The organism is Nesterenkonia sp. AN1, assembly GCF_000582475.1.
GTDB lineage: Bacteria > Actinomycetota > Actinomycetes > Actinomycetales > Micrococcaceae > Nesterenkonia > Nesterenkonia aurantiaca.
Map to the genome: position 1 here is coordinate 88,519 of NZ_JEMO01000009.1, position 15,461 is coordinate 103,979.

Consider the following 15,461-nt stretch of genomic DNA (forward strand, 5'->3'; position numbering starts at 1 on the left):
ATGCTGTGCGGCTGAGCGGTTCCAGCCTCAGGCCACCGGACCGGGCGCGCAGCGTCATCTCACCTGGGTGAGGGATTCTGCGACCAGGAACGCCAGCTCCAGGGACTGCTTATGGTTCAGCCGCGGGTCCACCAGGGACTCGTAGCGCTGATCGAAGGCCGATTCGTCGACCACGTCGGAGCCGCCGAGACACTCAGCGACGTCGTCGCCGGTCATCTCCACGTGCAGCCCACCGGGGTAGGTGCCCAAGGAACGGTGGACCTCGAAGAAGCCGCGGACCTCGTCGAGGATATCGTCGAAGCGCCGGGTCTTGTAGCCGTTGTCGGCGGTGATCGTGTTGCCGTGCATCGGGTCGGTCACCCAGACCACCTTGGCGCCGGAATCGCGCACCGCCGTGACCAGCGCCGGGAGCTTCTCCCGGACGTTGGAGGCGCCCATCCGCACGATGAAGGTCAGCCGTCCTGGCTCCCGCTCGGGATCCAGCTTCTCGATGATCTGCAGCACGGTCTCCGGGGTGGTGCTGGGGCCCAGCTTGACCCCCACCGGGTTCTGCACCCGTGAGAGGTAGTCCATGTGTGCGCCCTCGAGCTCACGGGTCCGCTCGCCGATCCACACGAAGTGGCCACTGGTCACGTAGGGCTTGCCGGTGCGGGAGTCGATGCGGGTCAGCGCGCGCTCGTAGTCCAGCAGCAGCGCCTCGTGGGCGGCGTAGAACTCGGTGCGCTTGAGCCCTTCGAAGTCAGCGCCGCAGGCCTCCATGAAGCGGACCGCGCGGTCGATCTCTCCGGCGAGCTGCTCGTAGCGAGCGTGCGCGGGGTTCTGCATGAACCCCTTGTTCCACTGCTGGACCGCGCGCAGGTCGGCGAAGCCGCCCTCGGTGAAGGCCCGGACCAGGTTCAGGGTGGCGGCGGACTTGTGGTAGGCCGCGACCATCCGCTTCGGGTCAGGAACCCGGGACTCCTCGGTGAACTCGAAACCGTTGACGATCTCGCCGCGGAAGGTCGGAAGCGTGACGCCGTCGCGGGTCTCCACGTCGGAGGACCGCGGCTTGGCGTACTGCCCGGCCATGCGTCCCATCTTCACCACCGGCAGCGAGGCGCCGTAGGTGAGCACCACCGCCATCTGGAGGATGGTCTTGATCTTGGCGCTGATCCGATCGGCGGTGACGCCGTCGAAGGTCTCGGCGCAGTCCCCGCCCTGGAGCAGGAAGGCCTCACCGTTGGCGACCTTGGCCAGGCGTCGCTTGAGCTTGTCGACCTCTCCGGCGAAGACCAGCGGCGGGTGCGCGGAGAGCTCCGCGTAGGCGGAGTCGAAGTCTTCGTGGCCCCGCCAGTCCGGCTGCTGGCTCAGCGGCAGCGAACGCCACTCGTCCAGGCCCGGATAGTCTGCGGCCCCTACATGGAGGATCTCTCCGGGGGCGGTCAGCGGGGCGTCGGATCTGGGCTCTGGCGTCGTGGTCACCCTCTCAGGGTAGTCCGCCGCGCCCGGGCGCGCCTAATGCCGAAGCGGCAGTCCATTATGCGGACGGACGGAGCCCGGGGGCGCTGTGCGCCCCCGGGCTCCCCGGTCGTTCTTCCTCGTGCGAGGTCTGCGGATCTGCGCCGTGGCGAGATCCACTCCCGAGCTGCGGCTCAGCCCTTCTTGGCGGCCGCCTCGGTGTAGAGCGCCTCGACCTCCTGGGCGAAGTCCTTCATCACCACCGGGCGCTTGATCTTCATCGACGGGGTGAGGTGGCCGGACTCGATGGTGAAATCAGTGTTCAGCAGCCGGAACTCCCGGATCGATTCGGCACGAGAGACCGACTCGTTGGCCCGGTCCACCACTGCCTGCACGTGGGTGATGATCGTCTCGTGCTGAGCGAGCTCGGCGATCGGGGTCTTGGGGTCAAGTCCCTTGCGCTCGAGCCACTGCGGCAGGGTCTCCTCATCGAGGGTGATCAGCGCCGCGACGAAGGGCCGGTTGTCGCCGACCACCACGGCCTGGGAGACGATCGCGTCTGAGCGCATCAGGTCCTCCAGCTGGGCCGGCGAGACGTTCTTCCCGGCCGCGGTGACCAGGATCTCCTTCTTGCGACCGGTGATGGTGAGGCAGCCGTCGGAGTCCAGGGTGCCGACGTCGCCGGTGCGGAACCAGCCGGTCTCGGTGAAGATCTCCTGGTTCAGCTCGGGCCGGTTGTGGTAGCCGCGGAAGACGCAGATGCCGCGGCCGAGGATCTCGCCGTCCTCGGCGATCTTCACCGCACATCCGGGAAGCGGCGCGCCGACGGTGCCGATCTTGCTCAGCTCCGGGGTGTTCACGGTCAGCGGCGCCGTGGTCTCGGTGAGGCCGTAACCCTCCAGGATCTGCACGCCCACGCCGTAGAAGAAGTGGCCCAGCCGCTCTCCCAGCGGGGAGCCGCCGGAGACCGCGTGGGCGACCTGTCCCCCCATCCTGGCGCGCAGCTTGGAGTAGACCAGCTTGTCGAAGACGGTGTGCTTGAGCCCCAAGGTGAAGGGGACCTTGCCCTCCTGCTTGGCGCGGGACCATGCGATGGCGGTGTTGGCCGCCTTCTCGAAGATGGCTCCCTTGCCGTCGCCCTCGGCCTTGAGCATCGCAGCGTTGTAGATCTTCTCGAATACCCGCGGCACGGCCAGCAGGAAGGTCGGGCGGAAGGTGCCGAGGTCGTCCACCAGCTCCTTGATGTCGGAGGTATGCCCCACCCGGGAGCCGGCGGCGACGGCGAGCACCGAGATGAAGCGGGCGAAGACGTGGGCCAGCGGGATGAACATCACCGTGGAGGCGTCCTTGTGGACCACGGAACCCAGCGAGCCGCCCAGCGCCTGGAGCGAGAGCTCGGTGAAGTTGGAGTGGGTCAGCTCGCACCCCTTGGGCCGCCCGGTGGTCCCGGAGGTGTAGATGATCGTGGCCAGGTCGGCCCCGACGGCGGCGTTGCGCCGTGACTCGACCTGCTCCTGGGTCACCTCGGCGCCCTTGGCGCGGAGCTCATCCAGCCCGGAGCCTTCGATGGTGTGGACGCCGACCAGCCCGGTCAGGCTCTCTTGGGCGACGGCGCGCTCGACGATCTTCTGGTGCGCCGGAGTCTCGGCGACGAGCAGCTTCACGCCGGCGTCCTCGATGATCCAGGCGACCTGGGAGGGCGAGGAGGTCTCGTAGACCGGCACGGTCACGGCTCCGGCGTAGAAGATCGCGAAGTCGAGCAGGGTCCACTCGTACCGCGTGGGGGCCATGATCGCGACCCGGTCACCCACCTCGACGCCGGAGGCGATGATGCCCTTGGCCAGCGCGATCACCTGGTCCCGGAACTCGGCGGTGCTGACGTCGGTCCACTGGCCGGGGCTGAGCTGTCGGCCGAAGAGTATGTTCTGCGGGTCCGCGGTGAACTGACGTTCCAGCAGGTCAGTGATGTTCAGCTCGGCGGGGACCTCGACTGCGGGCGGTGTTGCGATTTCCTTCACGGGGGCTCCTCCATCGTGTGTGCTATCTCACATCATGATGTCACAGCCCGTTACTGAACGGTAGCTGAATGATTCGTGTCCCTGCAGAGAACCTGCTCAGACCTGTGCGCCGTCGCCGGATCCGGAACGGTTGCGCGGCATCTGCAGGAAGAGGATCACCAGCCCGGCCAGCACCACGCCGATCAGGGCGGGCACGGTCCAGCTCGGAGCATTCAGCGGCAGGAACGGCACGACGATCAGCGCCAGGATCGCACCGATGCTCAGCACCGCCCCGAGTACCACGGCGGGCTTGGCCCCGGCGAGCGGGTTCTTCGGGTTCGGCGGCTCGAAGTCGTCGATCTCATCCCAGGCGGCGTCATCCGCCCGGTAGTCGCGAGGACCCCCGCCTGGCACTCCCGGTCCTGGAGCCCGGTGGCCCTGAGCCGGGCCACCCTGGCCGGGACCGCCCTGGCCTGGCATCGGCCGGGAGCGGCCGCCTCGACCGAAGACTCTGCTGGGTTCGTCGTCGCGATAGGAGCTCATGGCGCCATCCTCTCTGGGGGCCCGGCGACCTGGTGCCGCCGGTGAAGAAAATCAATCAGCTGCTCGTGGATGGTCTCCGCCTCGTGATCGAGCGTGGCCACATGCTGGCTGCGGGTGAGCTCCACGACCTCGAGCTGCTCCGCCGAGAGCGTCCTGCCCAGCGTAGCGGCCGAGGACGGGGGCAGGACGTTGTCCACGCCCGAGCGGAAGAGCAGCACCGGGGTCTGCCGCCGAGCGAGCTCCGGGAGTTCGCGGCGGACCTGGGCGAAGAGCCGGTCCAGCTGGACGACGGCGCGCAGCGGGGTCTGCGCGTAGGCCTCCTCCACGACATCGGGCTTGGCGATGTCTCCGGCGATGCTGGCCACCGAGGGTCGGATCCTGCCCAGCACCCAGGCCTTGGGCCCGGTCAGCGGTGCCAGCCGGAGCCCGGGATTGATCACCGAGACCGCCTCGACCTGACGGTGCGCGGCCACGTGCAGCGCGAGCGAGCCTCCCATGGAGAGGCCCACGGTGGCGACCCGGGAGCAGCGGGCGGCGAGCCGGTCATAGCTGGCCAGCGCGGCGCGCATGATCTGCGAGCGCGGGGTGCTGGCCAGGTCCTCCCAGCTCGTGCCGTGACCGGGCAGCAGCGGAAGGTCCACGGTGAAGCCGGCCTGCTGCAGGGCGTCGGCGAGCGGGCGCATCGAGGCGGGGGTGGAGGTGAATCCGTGGAAGACGGAAACTCCGAAGCCGGACATGTCCATTCCGTCACTCTATTGCCTTTACAGTGGTCTCGAAGCTCAGCCGCCTGAAAGGACCCCCCATCACCGTGTCGTTCTATAGCGTCGCCAAGAACTTTGTCGTGGCCCCGGTGGTCAACACGGTGTTCCGTCCCTGGGTCCGCGGCCTGCACAACATCCCCAGCGAAGGTCCGGCGATCCTAGCGTCGAACCATCTGTCTTTCTCCGATTCGGTGTTCATGCCGGTGAAGGTGCCCCGGCAGGTGCATTTCATGGCGAAGGACGACTATTGGGGCAAGCAGGGCGCCTATGGGTGGGGCATGCGGAAGTTCTTCGATCTCTCGGGTCAGATCCCGATGGACCGCTCCGGCGGCAAGGCCAGTCAGGATTCGCTCAACGCCGGGGAGCAGGCGCTGCGCAACGGCGAGGTGCTGGGACTCTACCCCGAGGGCACCCGCAGCCCGGACGGGCGGCTCTACCGGGGCAAGCTCGGGATCGCCCGGCTGGCGCTGAACACCCAGGCTCCGGTGATCCCGATCGCTCTGATCGGCACCGATAAGGTCCAGCCGATCGGGAAGAACATCCCCCGGCTGGGCCGGGTGGGGATGATCGTGGGCGAACCGATGACCTTCGAGTCCTACTACGGCAACGCGAGGATCGCTTCGCCCAGCGCGCGGTGGCCGACGCGATCATGTACCAGATCATGCGCCTCTCGGGTCAGGAATACGTCGACGTCTACGCCTCGGACGTGAAGCGCCAGCTGGAGGCGGAGAAGGCCGAGGCCAAGGCCGCGCGCAAGACGCTGCGCCACCACAGCGGGCGCCGCATCGAGGACTCCTCGGCCGACTGAGGGCGGGCTCCCCCACCGGGACGCCCCCACCACCCGGTGGACCCGCCACTCCACCGGAGACCGCGCGGAGGTTCAGAACACTCCTGGGGCGGCCCTGCGGTGCAGACCGAAGCGAAACCCCAGGCCGGCCGAGACCACGACGGCCGCACCGAAGACCCAGCCGGAGAGCGCGAGCGCCTGCGTCCCGGAGAGCAGGACCCCGATGGTGCAGCCGAGTCCGATCATGGCGCCCCAGCCCAGCAGCACCCCGCCGCCCAGGGCGGTGAGCGAGTTGAACGCGGTGGTCTTCTCGAGCCGCACGCGGCGCCCCGGCAGTGCCACGGCCAGCGAGGCCAGTCCGATCCCGAGGATCAGCCAGCCGTTGGTGGTGATGGTGTGCACCACCACCGCCACGCATCCGGCCAGGCGCTCATCGAGCCCGGGCATGAAGCTGCCGATCCAGCCGGCCTCGGTCATCGAAGTCCGGGTCATCGAAGAGATCTGCTGAGTGACCCCCAGCGGCTGGTCCTTGTAATAGGCCAGAATCGCCAAGAGCCCCACGCCGACCCCGGTGATCAGCGCCGGCCAGCGCTTGAAGAACACGAGGCGTCGGACCTCGGTGGCGTCCACCGTGCGGTCGCCGCGCCCTTGGACCGGCGGGTTGAAGCGCAGCAGCCAGACTCCCAGGCCGATGAGGACCCCGAGCTGGAGCAGCACCGCGAGCGCGTATCCGTTGCCTGCCGCCAGCCAGGTGGCCGGGGCGCCGAGGATGAACCGGGAGTACATCGTGTCCCAGCTCAGGAAGCCCAGGCCGAAGCCCAGCAGGACGCCGAGCAGCGCCGGAATGGACCGCAGATGCCCCTCCGGGAGGCGGTACAGGTGCCCGGCGATACATCCCCCGGAGATCACCATGCCCAGCCCGAAGGCCAGCCCGGCGATCACCAGTGCGAGCGAGACCGGGGCGATATGCGCGTCGCTCGGCACGTTCTCGGTGGTGGGTGTGGGGATCCGGGTGGAGAAGATCATCGCATAGCCGATCATCCCGACCGCGATGGAGACCAGGATCGCGTACATCCCCCGACTGTCCCGCTTCTCGAAGAGGTCCCGGAACACGCAGAAGAAGCAGTACCGGCCGCGTTCGAACAGGATGCCCAGTCCGGCTCCGATGAGCAGCATCAGGGCGGCGTTGGAACCGCCCAACCCCTCCCCGTCGGTGGCGGCGAGGTACCAGGCCAGGCCCAGCAGCACCGCCGCGACGGCCACGGAGATCGTGGTACGGACGGTGTCCGCCGTGGTCCAGCCCAGCTCGCGGTCTGTTCTGAGGTCGATCGTCATGAAGTTGCCTTCCTGCATGCTCAGTCTCCGGACTGGCCCCAGAGCCCGGCGCGCTCTCCGGAGTTGTTCGCCACCGGAACTCCGACGCTGTTGCCCCATTCCGACCAGGAGCCGTCATAGACCTTGACCTCTTCGCCGAGGATCTGGCTCAGCGCGAACCAGGTGTGGGAGGCGCGCTCCCCGATCCGGCAGTAGGCGATGATCGGGTTCTCGAAGTCCACCCCGGCCGCTTCATAGATGCTGCGGATCTCCTCGGCGGGGAGGAACTCGCCGGTCTGCTCGTCCACGATCTGGGTCCAGGTGACATTCACGGAGCCGAGGATGTGTCCCCACACCGCAGCACCCTCGCCCTGGAAGATGTCGGGATCGACGCCGACCTCGCCGTCGTGCTCCTGGGCAGATCGGATGTCCACCAGGTTCACCGCGGCCACGGCGTCACCGCCGGCCTCGGCGTTGCGCTCGGCGATCTCCAGCACCTCGGGCTGGAAGGCCCGGATGTCGTGGTTCTGCGGCTTGGCCGCGAAGTTCCCGGGAGGAACCGCGGGAACCTCTTCGACGAGCTCACGCTCGTCGTGGAGCTCCCATTTATGCAGCCCACCGTCGAGCAGCACCACGTCCTCGACGCCGTAGAGGTTGAACACCCAGGAGGCGTAGGCGGCGAACCAGTTGTTGTTGTCCCCGTAGAGGACCACCGTGGAGTCCTCGTTGATGCCCAGCGACTGGCCCAGCTCGGTGAACTCTTCCGCGGAGATGAACTCACGGGTGTTGGATGCGGTGAACTCCTCGGACCACTCCAGGTACTGGGCCTGCGGGATGTGCGCCTCGGCGTAGGGGGTGAGCTCCGAGCTCGGCAGGTTTTCCGAGACGTCGAGCAGGACGATGCCCTGCTCGTGGAGGTCTCCCTCCTCGAGGCGCTCGGCCAGCCACTCGGTGGTGGCCAGCGGCTGCTCGGTGTGGACGTCGTCGAATCCGCGGGTCTCTCCGGGGATGTCTGCGGCGGCGACCGTGGTGGCAGCCTCCCCCTCGCCGGACTCGTCGGCCTCGGTCGCGGTGCTGCCGGAGTCGGTGACGGAGCCCTGGTCCGCATCGCCGCCCGTGGAGTTCGCCACCACGAAGCCGGCCGCGCCCGACAGGGCCGCCGCGGCGACCACCGCGATCACGGTCTTGCTGGTGGAGCTCTTCGACGCCGGGGCCCCGGCCCGGGTGTGGACAGATCGTGGACGCGGACCGCTCCCCCTGGACCACCGTACGGAGACGCAGAAAGGCCCCGCTTCAGATGATCGTGATCATCCGAAGCGGGGCCTGCTGTGCTTCTCAAATTACTGTGCGCGAGGGGGGACTTGAACCCCCACGCCCGTGAAGGCACTGGCACCTGAAGCCAGCGCGTCTACCTATTCCGCCACTCGCGCATACCTGCTGTTCAGGCCCTTTCGGGCCTGTCTCGCAACCGGCGATCGCTCCCCGGCAGCGAGAATAATAGTACCCATATCCCGGACGGTATGCCTAATCGTCGAAGCCGTTCAGTCGCCCTGAGCGTCTCACCGGGAGGTGCCCTTCCAGCGGTGCGCCCAGCGCGGCGCATCAACCCTAGTATTGGAGGGTTATGTCTGAGCCCAGAACAGCCCGCCGTGAGACCTGGTCCGCCGAAGACCTCGCCTATCCCCCCGCACTGCCGGTCAGCGGTGAGCGCGAACAGATCCTGAGGGCGCTCACGGACCATCAGGTGATCGTCGTGGCGGGAGAGACCGGTTCCGGCAAGACCACCCAGCTGCCCAAGATGGTGCTGGAGCTCGGGCTGCACCACCAGGGCATGATCGGGCATACGCAGCCGCGGCGTCTGGCGGCTCGCACCGTGGCCGAGCGCCTGGCCGAGGAGCTGGGCACCTCGGTGGGCCGCGACATCGGCTATCAGGTGCGGTTCAACGCCGAGGTCTCCGGGTCCACCGCGGTCAAGCTGATGACCGACGGCATCCTGCTCGCCGAGATCCAGCGCGACCCGAACCTGGAGCGCTACTCGGCCATCATCATTGATGAGGCTCACGAGCGAAGCCTCAACATCGACGTGATCCTGGGCTACCTGCGTCGGCTCCTGCCCTCCCGGCCTGACCTGAAGGTCATCGTCACCTCCGCCACGATCGACCCGGAGCGCTTCGCCCGGCACTTCAGCCCGGACCCGGAGAACTGGACCCGGGAGACCTCCGAGGTGCCGATCATCGAGGTCTCCGGACGCACCTATCCGGTGGAGATCCGTTACCGCCCGGTGAACCCCGAGGCCGAGCTCGAGGACTTCGATGAGTCCGAGCATTTCGGGGAGACCGAGGATGGCGGCTCGCGCAGCCCTCAGGGCGGCGCTCAGCGGAGCCCGAGCTCCGGTGCCCCGACCGGCACGAGGGTCGGTTCCAAGGCTCCGGCGGCCGCCGAGGAGGAGCGGGACCTGCTGGACGCGGTCAGTGACGCCGTGCTGGAGCTCGCCGCGGAACCCGACGGCGACGTGTTGATCTTCTTCCCCGGGGAGCGCGAGATCCGCGATGCCGCCGAGGCGCTCACCGAGACCGTCGCAGCGGACCGACGGCTGCGCGGCTCAGAGATCCTGCCGCTCTTCGGTCGGCTCTCCATGGCCGAGCAGAAGCGGGTCTTCTCCCCCGGCGGCCGGCGTCGGATCGTGCTGGCCACCAATGTGGCCGAGACCTCGCTGACCGTGCCCGGCATCAAGTACGTGATCGACACCGGCACCGCCCGGATCTCGCGCTACTCCACGCGCACGAAGGTGCAGCGGCTGCCCATCGAGGCGATCTCCCAGGCCAGCGCGAATCAGCGCTCTGGCCGCTCCGGACGTACCAGCGACGGGATCGCGATCCGGCTGTACTCCCAGGAGGACTTCGACTCCCGACCGGCGTTCACCGACCCCGAGATCCTGCGCACCTCGCTGGCCTCGGTGCTGCTGCAGATGTCCTCCATGGGCATCACCCGCTCCCCCGAGGATCTGCTGGACTTCCCCTTCGTGCAGAAGCCCGACTCCAAGGCGGTCAACGACGCCGTCCGGCTGCTCACCGAGCTCGGTGCGCTGAGCCTGAACCCAGAATCCGGGCCCCGAGCCGGTGGCCGGAAACCTCAGCAGACCGGAAAGCGATCGGGCACCAGCGCGGTGACCCCGGTGGGCCGGATGCTCGCCCAGCTGCCGGTGGACCCGCGGATGGCCCGGATGATGGTCGAGGCGGCTCGGCGCGACTGCCTGCCCGAGGTCACGGTGCTCACCGCCGCCCTCTCCATCCAGGATCCCCGAGAACGTCCGGCGGAGAAGCGGGCTCAGGCCGATGAGCTGCACTCCCGGTTCAAGGATGAGAATTCGGACTTCTCGGCGCTGCTGAATCTCTGGCGCTACCTGCAGGAGAAGCAGACCGAGCTCTCCGGCAACCAGTTCCGCAAGCTCTGCCACCGTGAGCACCTGAACTACCTGCGCGTGCGGGAGTGGCAGGAGCTGGTCGGCCAGCTCACCGAGATCGCCGACCAGATCCAGTTCAGCGGCAAGGGCTCCGGGGGGCGCCGCGGCTCCTCCGGACGCCGCGGCAAGAAGCTGCCCACGGTGGATCCTGCGGCCAAGCACGATGCGATCCACCAGTCGCTGCTCTCCGGCCTGCTCAGCCATGTGGGCCTCTACAACCCCCGCACCCGGGACTATCAGGCGCCCGCGGGACCCGCTTCGCCGTGTTCCCCGGCTCGCACCTGTTCAAGAAGAACCACGACTGGGTGATGGCCAGCGAACTCGTGGAGACCTCCCGGCTCTGGGCCCGCTCGGTGGCGAAGATCGATCCGGCGTGGGTGGAGGAGCTCGCCCCGCACCTGGTGAAGACCAGCCATTCGGAGCCGCGCTGGTCCTCTCGCCAGGGCGCGGTGGTGGCCACCGAGAAGGTCACCCTCTTCGGGGTGCCGGTGATCGCGGACCGGCAGGTGCTCTATTCCAAGGTCGATCCGGAGTACAGCCGCGAGCTGTTCATCCAGCGCGCGCTGGTCGACGGCGACTGGTCCACCCGACACCACTTCGACCGGCGCAACCGGGCGCGCTTCGCGGAGCTCGACGAGCTCGAGAACCGCACCCGCCGCAAGGACCTGCGCGCCTCCGACGAGGAGCTCTTCAACTTCTTCGCGGCCCGGATCCCGGAGAACATCGTCTCGCAGCGGCACTTCGACTCCTGGTGGAAGAACCAGCGCCTGGCCACCCCGGAGCTGCTGGACCTCACCGACGTCGAGCTGATGGCCCAGGCCGCAGAAGAGCTCGACATCGATGCCTACCCGGAGCACTTCGACCATGACGGGCTGGCCCTTGAGCTGCAGTATGAGTTCAACCCCACCCGCTACACCGCCGAGTCCGGCACGTCTCCCACCGCGGCGGCCGACGGCGTCACGGTCCGGGTCCCGGTGGTGTTTCTGAACCAGCTGCAGCCCGAGCGCTTCGACTGGCTGATCCCCGGGCTGCGCACCGAGCTGATCACCGCCCTGATCCGCAATATGCCCAAACCGGTCCGGAAGAACTTCGTCCCGGCCCCCGACGTCGCGGGGAAGGCCCGCACCGCGCTGGAGCAGGACTTCACCCCGGGCGTGGACTCGCTGACCGGCTCGCTGGCCGCGGTGCTGCGGCAGCTGAAGGGACATGTCCTGGACCCGGAGGTCTTCGACACCAGCGCGCTGCCGGAGCACCTGCGGTTCACCTTCGCGGTGATCAGTGAGCGCGGTCGGGTCCTGGACAGCGGCTTCGATCTGCGCGAGCTGCAGGTCCGGTTCTCCGGGGAGAACCGTCAGGCGATCGGGCGCAGCCTCGCCGCCGAGGGCGACACCGATGCGCCACGGCAGACGCCGCAGCCGGGACGCCCCGGGAGTGCCGCGCGCTCCCAGCCCCCAGCGGCCCAGTCCGCCGCAGGGGCCGACGCGAGGTCCCAGACGAGCCGCGGCAAGCAGCAGCAGGCCTCCGCCTCCTCGGCCGCCGCAGGCAAGCAGCAGCAGACCTCCTGGACCTTCGGGGATCTTCCTCGGGAGATCACCACCGTGGTCTCCGGGCGCCAGATCACCGGTTATCCGGCGCTGGCACCGGCCAGCAGCGGCGTCTCCTACACGATCCAGGACTCGGCCGCCGAGCAGTCCCGGGTGCACCGCGCCGGCGTCGTCGCACTGCTGCGCGAGGTGCTGCCCTCCCCGCAGCGCTATGTGCTGGATCATCTGAGCAACCGGGAGCGGCTGGCATTCAGCCAGTCCCCGCACGGCACCGTGGAGTCGTTGGTCAGCGATGCGACCACGGCGGCGCTGGCCCATCTGGTGCCCGCGCAGCTGCCCTTCGGCGAGGCGGAGTTCGAGGTGATCGCCCGGAGCTGCCGGGCCGAGCTGATCGAGACCGTGCTGCGGCTCACCGACGTGCTGGCCCAGGTGCTGAGCCTCTCCACGGAGCTCGGCTCACGCCTGGAGCGGGTCAGCTCCGCGGCGCTGAAGGCCGCGCGCAGCGATCTGACCGCCCAGCTGCAGCAGCTGGTCTACCCCGGCTTCGTCACAGCCACCGGGCAGGCGCAGCTGCAGCACATGCCGCGCTACCTGCAGGCAGTCAGGACCCGACTCGATCGACTGGAATCCGGACAGAACCTGACCCGGGACGCCCAGGACATGGCCACGGTCCAGGAGCTCGAGGATGAGTACGACGCCGCACTGGAGGCGGTGCCCGCGCAGCTGCCGGTGCCCGCCGAGCTTGCTGCGGTGAAATGGATGATCGAGGAGTTCCGGGTGAACCTCTTCGCCCAGCAGCTGGGCACCGCGCAGACCGTCTCGGTCAAGCGGATCCGCCGGGCGATCAAGACCTCGAGTCGCTGAGCTCGCAGAGTCCTGGGGCTCAGTCCTGCTCGGCGGGCACGTGCTCGGCATCGCCCATCAGGCGCAGCGCCACGCGCAGCTTCTCGGCAGACTCCTCCATCCGAGACTGGTCCGGGTCGTCCTCAGCCTGGGCGAAGCTGTGGTCGGCCATGGAGTTCGAGGGCCAGACATGCAGGTGCAGGTGGGGGACCTCGAAGCCGGCGATGCTCAGTCCGGCCCGCTCGGAGCCGAAGGCCTGGACCTGGGCCTTGCCGATGCGGTGGGCGACCTGGAACAGATGCGCCATGAGCTGACCCTCCGCCTCGGTCCACTTGTCCACCTCCTGCCGCGGCACCACCAGGGTGTGGCCGTAGGCCAGCGGCGCGATGGAGAGGAACCCGACGCAGGTCTCGTCCTGCCACACGAAGCGACCTGGGATCTCACCGGCGATGATCTTGCTGAAGACTGTGCTCATGCATCCACTCTAAGCCTGACTGCTAGTCTGGAGCGAGCATGAACGAGAACACATCCACCCCTCCGGCACGCGGCCGATCCACGCGTCAGAAGCGCGCCGTCTGGGCCGCGCTGCACTCCCTGGATGACTTCGTCAGCGCCCAGGATCTGCATAGGATCCTCGACGGGCGCGGCGAGAAGGTCTCCCTGGCCACGGTGTACCGGGTGCTGCAGACGCATCAAGAAGAAGGACTCGTCGATGTGCTGCGCCCCGATGACGGTGAGGCGATCTTCCGGCTCTGTGAGCGCGAGGAGCACCACCACCACCTGGTGTGCCGCTCCTGCGGCCTGACCGTGGAGTTCGAGGCCCCCGCCATCGAGGACTGGGCGACCGCACTCGCGCAGGAGCATGCCTTCACCGAGGTCCGGCACACCCTGGAGATCTTCGGACTCTGCGCCAGCTGTGCCGCCATCGCGCGCAGCTGATTCTCTCGGGTGCAGCTGAGCCCTTGAGCGCAGCTGAACTTCTCGCGTGCCGGTCAACCTCGAGGCGTCGCGGATTCTGCGAGCCCGGTGGAGACCCGCCTCAGGCGGTCAGCGCGGCAGCGGCTTCGCGGCGGCGGGTGCGTCCGCCGCGGCCGATGAGCACACAGACCACGTAGATCAGAAACGAGATCGTGGTGATGTAGGGGCTGATCGGCACGGTGCCGGTGATCGCGAGCATGATCCCGCCCACCGAGGAGATCAGCGCGAAGAGCATCGAGAGCAGCACGGCGAGATAGGGCCGCACCGTGACCTTCAGCGCCGCCGCCGCCGGCACCACCAGCAGCGCGAGTACCAGCAGCGCGCCGACGACCTGGACCGACATCGCGACCGCGACGCCCAGCAGCACCATGAAGACCATGGAGAGCAGGTTGACCCGGACCCCGCGGGCCCGGGCCAGCTGCGGGTCCACCGAGGCGAACATCAGCGGGCGCCAGATCAGCAGCAGCGCGATGCTGATCACGACGGCGCCGGCCACCAGGGTCTGGGTCTGGATATCGTCCACCCCGACGATCTGTCCGGTGAGCAGCCCGAACTTGTTCGCGCTGCGCCCCTGGTAGAGCGAGAGGAAGAGGATGCCAAGGCCGAGCCCGAAGGGCATCAGCACTCCGGTCACCGCGGAGGTGTCGCGGTCCTTGAGGCTGAGCACCCCGATCAGCAGCGAGGCCGCCACGGCGCCCATGGCGGAGCCGGCGACCACGTCTACCCCGATCAGCAGTGCCAGCGCCGCTCCGGCGAAGGAGATCTCGGCGATGCCGTGGACCACCAGGGCGGTTCGGCGCAGCATGATGAACACCCCGATCAGGCCACCCATCAGGCCCAGCACACCGGCGGTGATCACCGAGTTCCGGACCAGCGAGAACAGCTCCCAGTAGCCCTCGGTGGTGAACGAGCTGGTCAGCGTCTCCATCATGGCAGCGCCAGCTCCTCGGGGTGATAGTGGCAGCTCTCGTCGAGGGTGGACATGACCAGCAGCCGGCCCTTGTGTTCGATGACGTCCACGGAGGAGCCGTAGAGCTCGGAGAGCACCTCGGAGCGCATCACCTCGGCGGTGGTCCCGATCCGGTACTGGCCGCGGGCGAAGTAGAGCACCCGGTCCACGTGCTCGATCACCGGGTTGATCTCGTGGGTCACGAAGACCACCGCGGAACCGCGCTCCACGGCCTGGCGGCGGATGAGCTCGGTGACCGCCTGCTGATGGTTCAGGTCCAGCGAGTGCAGCGGCTCGTCGCAGAGCAGCACGGCGGGGTTCGAGGCCAGCGCCTGAGCGGCCCGCAGGCGCTGCTGCTCGCCACCGGAGAGCAGACCCACCGGCATGTCCGCATAGGCGGTGGCGCCCACTGCCTCGAGAAGCTCATCGACCCTGCGGCGCAGCCGGCGGGGATGCAGCCGGATGCCGAATCGGTGCCCGTCCAGACCCAGTGCGACCATGTCTCGGGCGCGCAGCGGGGTCTCCTCGGGCATGGTCTGCTGCTGCGGGATGTAGCCGACCCGGCTGCTGCCGCGGCGCACCGGGGCACCGGCGATCTCGGCCGTTCCCGAGGTGAGTCGGTTCAGTCCCAGCAGCACCTTCAGGAACGTGGATTTGCCGGCGCCGTTGGGCCCCAGCACGGCCAGGAACTCCCCCGGCGCGAGGTCGAGGTCGAGTCCTTCCCAGAGGGTGCGACCGCTGAATCCCACACTCGCGTCGCGAAGCCGCACCAGCGGCCCGGTTGCGAAGGGCTCGGTCCTGGAAGGCCCGGTCTTGGGGCTCTCGGGGTTGGAAAGCTCAGCCAT

Annotated in this window: 13 protein-coding genes and 1 tRNA gene; 4 read left to right on the forward strand and 10 right to left on the reverse strand. The window is 68.5% G+C overall.

Annotated features, from left to right (window positions below; translation table 11 throughout):
* Positions 1-54 precede the first annotated feature (54 nt).
* The 4 genes from BG28_RS06315 to BG28_RS06330 form a co-directional block, all read right to left on the reverse strand.
* A complete protein-coding gene (locus BG28_RS06315) occupies positions 55-1,425 on the reverse strand; it encodes a class II 3-deoxy-7-phosphoheptulonate synthase (RefSeq protein WP_036475110.1) in 1,371 nt (456 codons plus the stop codon).
* A gap of 206 nt (positions 1,426-1,631) precedes the next feature.
* The gene (locus tag BG28_RS06320) at positions 1,632-3,455 is read right to left on the reverse strand and encodes a long-chain fatty acid--CoA ligase (RefSeq protein ID WP_036474957.1); all 1,824 of its coding nucleotides are present in this window, start codon (positions 3,453-3,455) and stop codon (positions 1,632-1,634) included.
* Positions 3,456-3,551: 96 nt separating this feature from the next.
* Entirely contained in the window at positions 3,552-3,977 is a 426-nt protein-coding gene (locus BG28_RS15815) for a hypothetical protein (RefSeq protein WP_051501082.1), read from the reverse strand.
* Positions 3,974-4,720: a carboxylesterase gene (locus tag BG28_RS06330; protein WP_084479512.1), complete on the reverse strand. Its 747-nt coding sequence runs from the start codon at positions 4,718-4,720 to the stop codon at positions 3,974-3,976. The genes BG28_RS15815 and BG28_RS06330 overlap by 4 nt, the downstream gene beginning before the upstream one ends.
* A 65-nt stretch (positions 4,721-4,785) precedes the next feature.
* On the opposite strand from BG28_RS06330, the gene BG28_RS06335 reads away from it, so the two are divergent.
* Positions 4,786-5,448, forward strand: coding sequence for a lysophospholipid acyltransferase family protein (locus tag BG28_RS06335; RefSeq protein ID WP_369797202.1), 663 nt, complete (start codon positions 4,786-4,788; stop codon positions 5,446-5,448).
* Between the two features lie 170 nt (positions 5,449-5,618).
* Here the strand turns inward: BG28_RS06335 and BG28_RS06340 are convergent, their stop codons facing one another.
* The 3 genes from BG28_RS06340 to BG28_RS06350 all read right to left on the reverse strand — a co-directional run bounded on the left by BG28_RS06340 (position 5,619) and on the right by BG28_RS06350 (position 8,269).
* Complete coding sequence (locus tag BG28_RS06340) at positions 5,619-6,860, reverse strand: YeeE/YedE family protein (RefSeq protein ID WP_161634806.1); 1,242 nt, start codon at positions 6,858-6,860, stop codon at positions 5,619-5,621.
* A gap of 20 nt (positions 6,861-6,880) precedes the next feature.
* Entirely contained in the window at positions 6,881-8,020 is a 1,140-nt protein-coding gene (locus BG28_RS06345) for a sulfurtransferase (protein ID WP_051501085.1), read from the reverse strand.
* Positions 8,021-8,185: 165 nt separating this feature from the next.
* Positions 8,186-8,269, reverse strand: a tRNA-Leu gene (locus BG28_RS06350).
* A 194-nt stretch (positions 8,270-8,463) separates the two neighbouring features.
* Here BG28_RS06350 and BG28_RS15820 point away from each other — a divergent pair.
* Entirely contained in the window at positions 8,464-10,611 is a 2,148-nt protein-coding gene (locus tag BG28_RS15820; protein ID WP_200869307.1) for a helicase-related protein, read from the forward strand.
* Positions 10,566-12,710 (forward strand): DUF3418 domain-containing protein, encoded by a 2,145-nt coding sequence (locus tag BG28_RS15825; RefSeq protein WP_235181002.1) that lies wholly within the window; start codon positions 10,566-10,568, stop codon positions 12,708-12,710. The genes BG28_RS15820 and BG28_RS15825 overlap by 46 nt, the downstream gene beginning before the upstream one ends.
* A 19-nt stretch (positions 12,711-12,729) precedes the next feature.
* Here BG28_RS15825 and BG28_RS06360 read toward each other — a convergent pair whose 3' ends face one another.
* Complete coding sequence (locus BG28_RS06360; RefSeq protein WP_036474960.1) at positions 12,730-13,164, reverse strand: HIT family protein; 435 nt, start codon at positions 13,162-13,164, stop codon at positions 12,730-12,732.
* A gap of 38 nt (positions 13,165-13,202) precedes the next feature.
* Between BG28_RS06360 and BG28_RS06365 the strand changes: the two genes are divergently transcribed.
* Entirely contained in the window at positions 13,203-13,628 is a 426-nt protein-coding gene (locus BG28_RS06365; RefSeq protein WP_036474962.1) for a Fur family transcriptional regulator, read from the forward strand.
* Positions 13,629-13,728: 100 nt separating this feature from the next.
* On the opposite strand, the gene BG28_RS06370 is transcribed toward BG28_RS06365, so the two are convergent.
* Both BG28_RS06370 and BG28_RS06375 read right to left on the reverse strand, forming a co-directional pair.
* A complete protein-coding gene (locus tag BG28_RS06370; RefSeq protein ID WP_036475118.1) occupies positions 13,729-14,595 on the reverse strand; it encodes a metal ABC transporter permease in 867 nt (288 codons plus the stop codon).
* The gene (locus BG28_RS06375) at positions 14,595-15,461 is read right to left on the reverse strand and encodes a metal ABC transporter ATP-binding protein (RefSeq protein ID WP_084479524.1); all 867 of its coding nucleotides are present in this window, start codon (positions 15,459-15,461) and stop codon (positions 14,595-14,597) included. The genes BG28_RS06370 and BG28_RS06375 overlap by 1 nt, the downstream gene beginning before the upstream one ends.

Excerpts from the sequence above, each read along its gene's own strand:
- BG28_RS15815 (WP_051501082.1), bottom strand. The coding sequence starts at position 3,977 with ATGAGCTCCTATCGCGACGACGAACCCAGCAGAGTCTTCGGTCGAGGC.
- BG28_RS06330 (WP_084479512.1), bottom strand. The coding sequence starts at position 4,720 with ATGGACATGTCCGGCTTCGGAGTTTCCGTCTTCCACGGATTCACCTCC.
- BG28_RS06340 (WP_161634806.1), bottom strand. The coding sequence starts at position 6,860 with ATGACGATCGACCTCAGAACAGACCGCGAGCTGGGCTGGACCACGGCG.
- BG28_RS15820 (WP_200869307.1), top strand. The coding sequence starts at position 8,464 with ATGTCTGAGCCCAGAACAGCCCGCCGTGAGACCTGGTCCGCCGAAGAC.
- BG28_RS06360 (WP_036474960.1), bottom strand. The coding sequence starts at position 13,164 with ATGAGCACAGTCTTCAGCAAGATCATCGCCGGTGAGATCCCAGGTCGC.
- BG28_RS06365 (WP_036474962.1), top strand. The coding sequence starts at position 13,203 with ATGAACGAGAACACATCCACCCCTCCGGCACGCGGCCGATCCACGCGT.
- BG28_RS06370 (WP_036475118.1), bottom strand. The coding sequence starts at position 14,595 with ATGGAGACGCTGACCAGCTCGTTCACCACCGAGGGCTACTGGGAGCTG.
- BG28_RS06375 (WP_084479524.1), bottom strand. The coding sequence starts at position 15,461 with ATGGCTGAGCTTTCCAACCCCGAGAGCCCCAAGACCGGGCCTTCCAGG.